Source organism: Rhizobium acaciae, assembly GCF_025941625.1.
GTDB lineage: Bacteria > Pseudomonadota > Alphaproteobacteria > Rhizobiales > Rhizobiaceae > Rhizobium > Rhizobium acaciae.
Genome location: NZ_JAPCZO010000014.1, coordinates 14,707 through 26,179 on the forward strand (window position 1 = coordinate 14,707; position 11,473 = coordinate 26,179).

An 11,473-nucleotide genomic window follows, 5' to 3' on the forward strand; every position below is an offset into this window, starting at 1 on the left:
CTTCAGTCTTCCGTGATTGTTGGGTCCAGAGCCAGCAACTGGTTCGTTGCCGCGCAAGAGACCACCACATTGCCAGCTTGTTCGACGGCGCTCGTTATGCCGTGCCGATTGGCGTCTGCGCGGCTGTGATAACTGGCGTTCGGATTGAAGTTCTCGTCGAGCCGCACCAGCAGCCCATAAGACCGGGTCGGGGCCCAGGGTTTGACGATACCGAGGTGACGGACGCTTCCGCTTTGGACCGGCTCGAAGTAGTTCACGCCTGTCCTGAGGGAAGGCGCGACCCAATACTGTTCGTCGAGGGATTCAAGCATCGCCTTCCGGTAGCCTTCCTCCCGGAGCACGAACTCGATCAACTGGCGCCGGGGTGCGAAAATCGAAATCCAATAGCCACCTTGGCAGCTTCGGACGATCTCCCCAGGATAGCCGGGAAGATCGTCGAGAACCACCGTGGCGTTCGCTCCAGGGGTCAACCGCAAAAGCTGGTGCCGCCAGCTTTCCGCAATCACAATATCGCCTGTCGCGGTGACGACCACTCCCGCCGGAAAGCCGAGATCGCCCGCTATGCACTTGGCCTCTCCGCTCCGGAGATCGACACGCCACACACTGCCTGAGCGGTTCTTCTCCATCAGATCGCGGCACCACTTTTCAGGGCCGTTGGTAGCAGAGCCGTTCGCCACGACCAGGGTGTCGGCGCTCTCGAAAGAGATCGCCGCCGGGCAGTTCACCGGCAATTGACTTGAGACAAGCTCCTTGAATTCGCCGTTTGCCGTGCCAAGCAGAATTCCCTTGCCCGCCACCCCGACAGCCACCGTTCCCGATTCATGAGCGGCGATCGCCGATATCGGGCCACCACAATCGCGGATGTGCCGGGGCTCGGAATTCGGATAGAGAACGACCAGTTCTGCGCCCCGGCTGAAAAAGACCCGGCGGCCATCGGAGGCCAAATTGCCAACTGGCTTATCGCCTCCATCCCATATGACTGGAGCGCCGTTCAGCAGGTTGTTCGGTTTCAAAGCACCGTCCATCGAAGGCACTGTAACTGCCGCCTCGCCCGAGCCGCGGAAGCTATCGATCCATTTGCGAATGGAGATCATTGGTGGCCCGCCTTGTAGAAGTCGCGGTCGACGAAGTTCGAATTGGCGTTCGGAAGCGGTATTCGGCCCAGGCGGTTGTTGTAGATGCCACCGAGATAAAGATGCCCCTTGTGTTCGCGCATCGAAGTGATCATCGGATGCTTTTCGCCCGTCGTGTCCCAGAGGGCACCCTTGACGGTTCCATCGAGATCGATCTTGACCACACATCCCGTGTTGATGTTCGGGTGGAGCCATTCGTCGAACGGAATGCGCTGTGCCATGCGCTTGCGAAAACCCGGCATGCGGCAGGCAAGATCGAGAGCGGGCGTCCGCATTCCGACGAGCGCGATCCAGAAACAACCATCCGACGAACGCCTGATATTGTCCGGATAGCCCGGAAGCGTGTCCGTCACGATCTCTACCGTGCCTTTCCTGGGCCCGGCGAACCAGTAGCGGTTGATGCGGCAAAGCCACGACTCGGCGAATAGCAGCGACTCCCCATCCCCGGTCATGCAGACGCCGTTCGGGAATCCGCGTTTGGGCAACACCGTTCGCGAGGAGCCGTCCTTGGGATCGTAACAGATCAGGCGCCCGTTTCCGCGCATTTCGAGCGCGTCGACCGTCCAATCATGCATGTCGTAACGGATCGTCGCCTCGCTGAAGTAGATTTTACCGTCTGGCGCGAAGTCCATGTCGTCGGCCAGGCGCATACGGCTGTCGTCGATAATGGAGAACCAGCTGCGGTTGGTCTCGTCGGACAACTTCACGACTTCTCTGTTCTTAGTGACCTTGTAGAGGCCCATTCCGCCGACGCAGCTGTGCAGCTCGCCATCGCCGCTCATGTGGACTGCAAGAGGCTGGCCACCGATGTGAACATAGATCTCGTGGCGCTGGTAGTCGGGTGCGAAGAACCTGAGAATGTCTCCGTGGCGTGACCCGGTATAGAGATTATCGTCCTCGTCGAACGCGATATCCTCAGCGCCATCGACGACGTCCAGTCCAATAGGCTCCGACTTGTAGAGCGTGTCGTTGACCTGATAGGGCGAGTCCGGTCCTGGCACCTTGTATTCCATAGGCGGCAGGATGCCGTAGGTCGGCGAGACGTAAACACGGGAAAGGAGCTTATAGCGGTTCTTGACCCACTTCACGTCAATGCCGACCGCCAGCAGCATGACAGCGCCCAGCATCAAGGAGTTCGATCCTGTCGGCAGTTGAAGGCGGAGCAGGCCGTTGGTCAGAAGCACGACAACAATAGTGCCGAGCAAGGCTTTGGCAACGGAACCCCGGCCTCCGCCAAGGCTGATGCCACCCAGCACCGCAGCAGTCAGCGCCGTGATCTCAGTGCCCACCCCCACGTCAGAACCGACGCTCGTGAGGCGGGAGGCATAGAAGAGGCCCGCGATGCTCGTCATGAAACCAGAGATGACATAGGTCATACAGACTGTTCGCCGGACTGAAATGCCGGCATTGTGAGCTGAACGCCTGGAGCCGCCGACTGAAAGAACATGCCATCCGAACCGCATGCGCGTCATCACGATGTGCACTACGAGGGCAAAAACGAGCGCCGCGGCGAAATTGACCGGGATTCCCACTAGGAAACCGATGCCCATGAAGTCCCATGCGGCGGAGTCGGCGAACGCCAGCCCGATCTTTCGCCCGTAGGCAAGACCGAGAGTGTCAACGATTGCCCGTATGATAATGAGCATGGCTAGAGTCGTCAGAAACGCGCGCAGACGCAGATAGCCGATCAGCACACCGTTGATCAGTCCCACCAGGCAACCCACGAACATGACCGTGGGAATCACGGCGTAGAGCGGCCAATGGAACATGTTCATGAGCGCGAGCGCCACGAAGTTCGTCAGCGCCATCGTCGAGCCAACGCTCAGGTCGATGCCGCCAGCCATCATGACGATCATGAGGCCGAAAACGATGAAACTGATCTCACCAAGCTGGCGGGAGATGTCGAGGAGGTTCCCCGTCGACATGAAGCCCGGCAGGATGACGGAATACACCGAAAGGACGAGCACGAGGAATATCGCCGGGATAGCGGTGTCGATCCAGCTCTTGGAAAGGATTTCGCCCACGACATGGTCGGGGAACAATCGGTATCGCAAACGCGACAGGACATCACCGTTCTGCATCAACTTACCCGCTCTGAAAATTAGAGATGCGGTGGCGGGCGCTTCCGCCGCCACCGCCACGACGATTTAGAAGTCTTTCTTCGACCAGCAAGATGTCGGCGTAAGGGTTTCCTTGGTGACGATCTTGACGTTGGAGTAGAAGACGAAAGGCTTTTCTCCCGGAGCGTTCTTTTGCTGGAACACGACCTTGATCGCATCGTTCAGATCGCGAGCCTGTCCCGCGGCGTCGTAGCTGAGATAGTAGTCGAAGCCGCCGTTCTTGACCTGGTCGCATGACGATTGATTGCCACCACCCGAACTGAACAAAAGCACCTTGCCTGTCAGTCCGGCCTCCTTGATCGCGGCCGCCACGCCGATGTCCTGGCCATCCCAGAAGCCGATATAGGCGCAGAGGTCGGGATTCTGCTTGATCACTGTAGAGGCGACACCATGTGCTTTCGTAGCGTCCCAGTCGCCTGCCTGTGTCGAAACGACCTTGATGTCGGGATTCTCGGCCGTCAGCGTTTCCAACGCCGCCATGCCATATGCGTTGGCAGGGTTGGTGGGCGTGCCCTGGATGATGGCGATCTTGCCGCTCTTACCCTTCGTGGGGCTGCACGTTTCCATCGCCGCCTTGATGTTGCGGTAGCCGACGTCGTACCATTCAGGTCCGGCGTAGCCATCGGTCGTGGTCACCGATTTCACCTGAACCTGGATAACCGGGATGCCAGCGGCCATCGCCTGCTTCAGCAGACGCGCGTAGGACTGAACGTCCTGATTCATGACGACGAGAACGTCCGGCTTTTCATTAATAGCCGCACTGATCGCCTGAGCACCGAGATCCGTATTCCAGTTCGGGTCGCGGATATCGATCGTATATCCGAGTGCCTCGGCCTGCTTGCGCATGGCGGTGATGTAGCCCTCGACGTTGTCGATGCCAGCGGCCTGGGGCACGAAGACAACCTTCTTGCCCTTCATGTCCTGATAATACTGCACGTTCTGTCCATCATCGAGGACATCTGCGAGTGAGATGTTCCAGCTGAACGCGGCGACCGCCACCCCCGCAATGAGTTTTACGAATGCCTTCATTTCCTTCTCCTCCTCCTAGGTTGAAGTCAGCCTTCAAATATCGCCTTGTTGCGATGTCTGTTCGTCACGTGGATTGACGATGCTGTCCGCCGTGATGGCGACGAGCAGGATCAACCCCTTGACGATGTTCTGGACGGTGTAGGGCACGTCCAAAATGGTCATTCCGTTCAGCAACGTTCCGATAAGCAAGGTACCGACGATGACGTTGCGCACGCCGCCTTTGCCGCCGCTCAAGCCGATACCGCCCAGGACGACGACGAGGACGACGTCGTAAACCATTGTCGACACGACGATGCGGGTGTTCATGCTCCCGACGACCATCGCCATGATTAGTCCGGCGAGAAAACCGATCGCCGCGGAAATCACATATTGCAGGATGATTAGCGGCCTCACTGGCATTCCGGCGATACGTGCCCTGAGAGGATTGTCGCCCATGCTCCTGATGAAAACACCCAGCTTCGTGTACTTGAGCACGACGAAGATCAGCAGCGCGAGCGCACACATCAACCACACGGGCACGGGGATATCGAGGATCGTTCCACCTCCGATCTTTTGAAGCGGCCCTGCGTCGCCGGACAGATAGATGATGTCCTGATCGACGAGCGCGACGCGTCCGAAACCATACACGACGGTTCCCATCGCAAGCGTCGCGAAGATCGCTGGAATTTCCACGTAAGCAATGAGGAAACCTTGGATCGCACCGATTATCAGAGCCAGCGCCAAACCGGCCGCAAGCGCAACAACCGGCAAATAGCCCATATTCATGAGATTGAGCGACCAGGCCATCGTGATCGCCATGATCGCCACGATGGCGAGATCGATGCCGCGTCCGATCACCACGAGGCCCATCGCCAAGCCCAGAATTCCCAGGATCGCAACGTTCTGGAGCAACGATCCGATATTGTCGAAGGTGAAAAAACCCCTGAGAAAGATTGAGAAGCAAGCGAAGGCGACGACGAAAATAAGGAAGACGATCGCTTCCTGCGTCACCGCCAAAGGCTTGCGTCTTGTCCGGGCACTGCTCGACATTCCTACCTCCCGTGATGCGCGGATACTCTCCCGAAATCCGCGGTCCCTTCACTCCGTGTTTACGACTACCGCACCGAAATCTTCACACAATCGAATGGATTGAATGTCAGTGATAGCGAGCTCCTATCAATCATTCGGCGGCTTTCTACCCACCCCACCATATGGATTCCATGACATCGCGACGGTCGCGCCGCAGTCGACGGGTATGTTCGCACCGGTCACCGCTGAAGCCGCGGGACCCGCCAGAAAGACGACGACAGCAGCGATTTCTTCCGGCTCCACCATCCGACCAAGGGCCGAGTTTTCCGACAATCTGCTTGGATCACGCTCACCCCGATCGATCGCTCCCTTGATCGCAGGGGTCAGTGTGTATCCAGGTGAAACCGCGTTGACCCGCACCTGCGAACGACCCCATTCCGCCGCGAGGTTCTCGGTCATCGCGATAACGGCCGCCTTGGCTGGCGAATAGGCATGCAGCGGCATCGAACGCATGCCCGCGATGGACGCGATATTGACGATACTTCCCTTCCGGGCGGTCACCATTCGTCTGCCGAATGCAAGGCAGGTGAGATAGGTGCCGCGCTGGTTTATCCGTATGACGTCGTCCCACAATTCGAGAGACAGGTCTTCCGGAGGCAGAGGGAGCTGAATTATGCCCGCGCTGTTGACGACGACATCGGGTATGCCGAGTTCGGCCTCTATTTCCTTTGCAACGGCTTCGATGTGTTCCGGACTACCGACATCCAGAGCTTTGGCGACACCATTCAACTCTGCGGCGACCGCACGTGCCTGGTCCTCAGCGCGGTCCAATACGACGACGCGTGCGCCTTGGCGAACGAATTCGCGGCAGCAGGCGGCCCCGATGCCGCTCGCACCGCCCGTTACAACAGCGAGTTTACCGACCAAAGTCATGCTGAACTCCTCCACTCCCAGAAAACCGCGCGCAGGGATACGTGGACGATATGATATTTGTGATCACACTTGATATCGCGATAGCTTCGCTCCAATGCTTGTCGAAAGGCACTTTCATCTGAGCACCCATCCCTCGGCGTCATTCAGCCGGCCGGAGCGCACGATCATGACCGCGGCCTTTTCGACGTCATCAACGACCGCCTGCCGGGCGCGCTGTCCGTCCCTCGCCTCGATCGCTTCGACGAGCGCCGCGTGCGACCGATAAGTGGTGTCGAGCATCTCGCTGGTGTGAGAGGGTGATTTCCCCGCCGCGTGTGCCTTGATCTCGCCTCCGACCGATGCCCAGAATACCGGTCCGACCTGTAGCCAGAGCGCCTCGATGATTTGAAGTAGGGTCGGCATGCCAGCCGCACGATAGATCGCGAAATGCATCCTTCGATTGGCGCGCATCGCCTCCATGGGGTCGGGCGTCGCGCCATGAGCGAAAGTCTCGAACATTTCGGCTTCGCGCTTGATCTCCGCAAGTTCGACCTCGGTGCGTCTACGACAGGCCGCTTCCGCGGCGAGGCCCTCCACCGTGCAACGGATCGCGATTATCTCTTCAAACCTCTCCCGGGACGGCCACGACACCTGGATTGAACGGTTAGGAAGCATTTCCAGCGCCTTCTCGGCGACAAGTCGGCTCACGGCGTCTCGGACGGGCATGGGGCTCGTTCCGACGGCTGCCGCGAGCCTCCTGAGCGTCAGGCGTTCACCAGGCGCGATCAGTCCGGACAGGATCAATTCCTTGATCTCCGAATAGACGACGTCGGCGAGCGTGTTGCGCTCGACACGCGGAAGATTGTCCGCGACTGAATAGCTCTTGGTCAAACCAATATCCTCATGGGGTTCTGAACTGCAGCCTTGAACGTCGCGAGCAAGCGGGCGGCCAATGCGCCGTCCATCGCCCGGTGGTCACAGGACATCGTCACCGTGAAAGCACGAATTGAAGTTGGTTGTCCATTCCTCGACACCAAGCGTTCCTCGACGGCTCCAATGCCAAGGATGAATGCGTGTGGCGGGTTGATGATCGGCTGGAAGTTCGAGACCCCATACATTCCGAGATTCGATATCGAGGCGGAACCACCTCTGTAGTCTTCAGGCGCGAGTTTGCCCGCCCTGGCGCGCTCCGCCAGCATCTTGATTTCGGATGAAATGGACGAAAGGCTTTTCGTTTCAGCGCGCCGCACGACGGGAATATAGAGGCCGCCGTCGACGGCGACCGCGACGGCGATGTCGGAATGTTTGAACCGGAGAACGCGATCCTCCGCCCAAACGACGTTGGCTTCGGGACATTCCTGCATGGAGATCGCGAGAGCCTTGACGATGAAGTCGTTGGCCGTCAGCTTCATCGCCTGCGCATCAGCCCGCATCTGTGTCGCGTTCAATTCGCCCCTAAGCTTTAACAATGCGTCGGCGTCGCAATCGATCGACAAGTAAAAATGCGGAACGGTGCGTTTCGCCTCGACCACCTTGGAGGCGATCGTTCTCCGCATTCCATCCAGGCTGATCTCATCGTACGAACCAGGTTCGTACATCCGGATAACCTGTTCGGCGTTCCCGAATGTGGTTCGAGCCGGCTCCGGGAGCACTTCGTCAACAGCGGTTTGATGTGCAGACGGCCTGCCGGAAACACTCGCCTCGACATCGCGTCGCACGATCCGGCCGCGCGGACCACTACCGACCAGCCCACTTAGATCGACGTGCTCCTCGCTTGCAATTCGCTTTGCAAGCGGAGACGCGAAGACGCGATCGGTCGTTGCACCCGTTTGTATCGCACCGGTCATCTTGGGCTCGATTTCAGCAGTGGCAATGGAAAGAGCTGCGTCCGACACACCGCCTCTGTCCGAAATTGTTCCACCGAGAGCCGTCAGCATTCCGATTACCTCATTGACGGGCACATCAAGAGAACCCTCCGGCCGCATGATCCTGGACAGCGTGCCTTCGTCGAAAGCTTCGATTTCCATTGTCGCCTTGTCCGTCTCGATCTCGGCGATCACGTCGCCGATCTTGACCTCGTCGCCTTCCTTCTTGAGCCAGCGGACGATGTTGCCCGTTTCCATGGAGGGCGAAAGCGAGGGAAGGAGAATTGAGATGGACATCTTCGCTCCCCTCACGCGATCTTGTCGAGGAGCGGCTGACCGCTATCGCGCAACAACGACGCGATCACATCACGGATGTCCTCGGGTCCGGCAAGCGCCGCCCGTTCCAGCACTTTCGAGACGGTCGGCGCGGCCCAGCCTCCTGTCACACGTTTCACCGGCTGGTCCAGATAGTCGAAGAAACGGCGCTGGATTTCATCGGCGATGTGGGAGCCCAGGCTGGTGCCGCGGGTAGTCTGCTCGACAATAGCGACATTGCCCGTCTTGCGGATGGACGCGCCGATCGTCTCATAATCGATGTCCCGGAGCGAAAGGGTGCGCAAGTCGATAATGTCGGCGGAGCACCCCATCTCCCGCGCCACCTCAATGCAAGGTTCGACCAGGGCAAGCGTGGTGAGCAACGTGATCTGGTTGCCCTCTGCGACCCGTTTTGCTTTTCCGATCGGTATGAAGTGGTCGAAGTTCTTGGGCACTGGGCCCTTTCGATTGTAAAGACCCTGATGCTCGATTACGAGAACCGGATCGGTGCAGCGCAACGCTGTATTCATCAGCCCTACATAGTCGAACGCGTTGGACGCGGCCACGACACGCCAGCCAGGATAGAGCGCAAAGATGCCTGCTGGGTCCATTGAATGTTGAGAACCGTATCCCTCGGTGCCAGGAATCCGGCATCTCAGAACGAGCGGGACTGAATGCTTTCCATTGAACAAGTGGCGAATTTTCGCCGAGTGATTGAACAGTTGATCCGCAGCGACGAGCGCGAAGTCGCTGTACATGAGTTCGATGACGGGCTTCAGCCCAGACGTCGCCGCACCGTTCGCAAGACCGCAGAAGCCGTTTTCCGTGATCGGCGTGTTGATGATGCGGTCGGGAAACTGTGCCACCAATCCACGCGTCGCGCCGACAGTGCCGCCGTTCATGTTGGCGACGTCTTCGCCAAACACGTAGATGGTGTCGTCCTTTGCCATGTTTGCGCCCATGACCCTGGGCATGGCTTCGATCAGCGACATCTCGACCATGTCTTCAGACCGATGATCTTCGACTTCCGTGAAATTGACGCCGTCGAACTCGCTGAGGTCGCCGACCAACCCGGCATCGGGATCGCTGGTGTCGGGCCAGAGTTCCTCTCGAATGCGGGTCGATGACCCTAGCCCTTCGACGATCTCGGCGTTGGCCGACTCCATCGCTTCCCTGACCATGGCGTCGATGCTGTCGATGTCCGCAGCGCTCAGGATGCCGCGTGCGGGAAGCTCGCGCCTCAGGAAATCGATCGGGTCCCTGGCGCGCCATTCGGATTCTTCGTCCTTGGTACGATAGCCGAAGGCGCTTCCCGGGAACGGCCGGCTCTGATGGTAGTATCGGTAAACGTCGGCCTCGATGAATGCCGGGCCGCCGTTTTCCTTGATGTGCTCCTCCGCCCATCGCGTTGCCAGCCAGACCGCAAACGGGTTCATTCCATCGACCCGGACAGCGGCTATGCCATGAGCGACGGGGCGCGTCAGCAACATCGTCTCCCGCGTCGATTGCTCGACACTCATCGAAACGGCGTAATGATTGTTCTCAAGGAAGAAAATCATAGGCAGCGAATAAAGCGCCGCAAGGTTCATAGCCTCGTGGGCGGTACCTTGATGGATCGCGCCGTCACCGAAAAACGTCACCGTGATCGTGTCGTACTTGCGCACCCTGTCGGCGAAGGCGACGCCCACGGCGAGTGGCATTCCGCCGGCGACGATCGCGTCGGTTCCCATGATCCCGAGTTCGTCCTTGCGCATGTGCATGGAGCCGCCGCGGCCGCCGTTCCATCCTGTCCGAAGGCCCAGGACCTCGCTCATCATTGCGAAGACTTCCCTGCGCATGTCTTCCGGCATGCGGTTGACGGCGACCGGGTCGAAACCCTCATGGTAGAGCGCGCTCAACAGTTTGCTCATACAGTTATGATGGGAGCGATGCGTTCCGTTGATCTTGGTCCCATTGGGCAGGGCTGCCAAGCAACCTGCCGCGGCTCCCTCTTGTCCAATGCTGGAATGCGCCGGCCCATGCACCAGGCCGAGTTTGTCAAGCTGAAGGATGGTTTCCTCGAACCTGCGGCAGGCGAGCGTCAACATCACGAGACGCTTGGCATCCGCGGCACTGAACAACTCCCAGTCCGTGTCCTCGACGGCGAGCTCGCGCATCTGCGTCGTCATTGGAACGTTGTTCAGTTTCATGAATATTCGCCTCCCGCGATACGCTGTGGAGACTCCCTTCTCCGCCGGGACAACATCCAACGAAACCTATTTGGAGTCAATCACAAATATGATATCACACTTTCTTCTGATAATTGTGGCATTGAGATATACACTCATAAGACGCGAAGGAAGAAATTAATGGCATCAACGCGTGAACTCGCCGACAAGCTCATCGTGATAACTGGCGCGGCGGGAGGAATAGGAGGGGCTACGGCCAGACTGTGTCATGAAGCGGGAGCGCGACTGATCCTCATGGACATTGCGACACCGGAGATGGTTGCTTCGTGTCTTGGAGCGTTAGCCTCGCATGCGGTTATATATCAGGTGGACAGCACCGATCGTTCGGAGGTCGAACGGATCGCGCAGGAGACCGGACCAGTTTACGGCGTGGTGGATACCGCCGCTCTATGTCCCCCGGGAGATTGGCTTGAGCCGGGCTGAGACGATGTGCTGGACCGCACTCTCGCGGTCAATATCAAGGGGCCGATCAATGTCACTAGAGCCTTTTTCCCCGGCATGGTGGAGCGAGAGGAAGGTCGCATCGTGCTCTGCGGTTCCGTAGCAGGCTGGATGGGCGGGATATTGTCGGGACCGGACTATGCGTTCACCAAGGGTGGCATTCATGCTTTCGTTCGTTGGCTGTCAAGGCGCGGCGCGCCTCACAACGTCCTCGTCAACGGTGTCGCACCGGGCGCGACTGACACAGGCATGATCCAAGGCAAGGGCTACAATTCCGAGAGCTTGCCGTTGCGACGCTTCGCGGAGCCGGAGGAAATCGCAGCTGCAGTTGTGTTCCTCTTGGGGAGCGGCGGCAGCTACATGTCAGGATCGATGATGGACATCAATGGGGGCGTTTTCTTCCATTGACCTAGCTGACCGGA

General features: G+C 58.8%; 8 protein-coding genes and 1 pseudogene. 1 reads left to right on the plus strand and 8 read right to left on the minus strand.

Annotated elements, in window-relative coordinates:
* Nucleotides 1-2 precede the first annotated feature (2 nt).
* From OLZ32_RS21940 to OLZ32_RS21975, 8 genes are all read right to left on the minus strand, one after another.
* Nucleotides 3-1,094 (minus strand): SMP-30/gluconolactonase/LRE family protein, encoded by a 1,092-nt coding sequence (locus tag OLZ32_RS21940; RefSeq protein ID WP_264422492.1) that lies wholly within the window; start codon nucleotides 1,092-1,094, stop codon nucleotides 3-5.
* The gene (locus OLZ32_RS21945; RefSeq protein ID WP_319641133.1) at nucleotides 1,091-3,274 is read right to left on the minus strand and encodes an ABC transporter permease; all 2,184 of its coding nucleotides are present in this window, start codon (nucleotides 3,272-3,274) and stop codon (nucleotides 1,091-1,093) included. Before OLZ32_RS21945 ends, OLZ32_RS21940 begins: the two co-directional genes overlap by 4 nt.
* A gap of 6 nt (nucleotides 3,275-3,280) precedes the next feature.
* Nucleotides 3,281-4,282, minus strand: coding sequence for a sugar ABC transporter substrate-binding protein (locus OLZ32_RS21950; protein WP_264422494.1), 1,002 nt, complete (start codon nucleotides 4,280-4,282; stop codon nucleotides 3,281-3,283).
* 33 nt (nucleotides 4,283-4,315) lie between these two features.
* A complete protein-coding gene (locus tag OLZ32_RS21955; RefSeq protein ID WP_264422497.1) occupies nucleotides 4,316-5,311 on the minus strand; it encodes an ABC transporter permease in 996 nt (331 codons plus the stop codon).
* A gap of 126 nt (nucleotides 5,312-5,437) precedes the next feature.
* Nucleotides 5,438-6,223 (minus strand): SDR family NAD(P)-dependent oxidoreductase, encoded by a 786-nt coding sequence (locus tag OLZ32_RS21960; protein WP_264422499.1) that lies wholly within the window; start codon nucleotides 6,221-6,223, stop codon nucleotides 5,438-5,440.
* Nucleotides 6,224-6,337: 114 nt separating this feature from the next.
* A complete protein-coding gene (locus OLZ32_RS21965; protein ID WP_264422501.1) occupies nucleotides 6,338-7,093 on the minus strand; it encodes a GntR family transcriptional regulator in 756 nt (251 codons plus the stop codon).
* The gene (locus OLZ32_RS21970) at nucleotides 7,090-8,364 is read right to left on the minus strand and encodes a 2-oxo acid dehydrogenase subunit E2 (RefSeq protein WP_264422503.1); all 1,275 of its coding nucleotides are present in this window, start codon (nucleotides 8,362-8,364) and stop codon (nucleotides 7,090-7,092) included. Before OLZ32_RS21970 ends, OLZ32_RS21965 begins: the two co-directional genes overlap by 4 nt.
* 11 nt (nucleotides 8,365-8,375) lie before the next feature.
* On the minus strand, nucleotides 8,376-10,571 hold the full coding sequence (locus tag OLZ32_RS21975; protein WP_264422505.1) for a dehydrogenase E1 component subunit alpha/beta: 2,196 nt from the start codon (nucleotides 10,569-10,571) through the stop codon (nucleotides 8,376-8,378).
* Between the two features lie 159 nt (nucleotides 10,572-10,730).
* On the opposite strand from OLZ32_RS21975, the pseudogene OLZ32_RS21980 reads away from it, so the two are divergent.
* Nucleotides 10,731-11,459 (plus strand): annotated as a pseudogene (locus OLZ32_RS21980) (SDR family NAD(P)-dependent oxidoreductase).
* The last annotated feature ends 14 nt before the right edge of the window (nucleotides 11,460-11,473 follow it).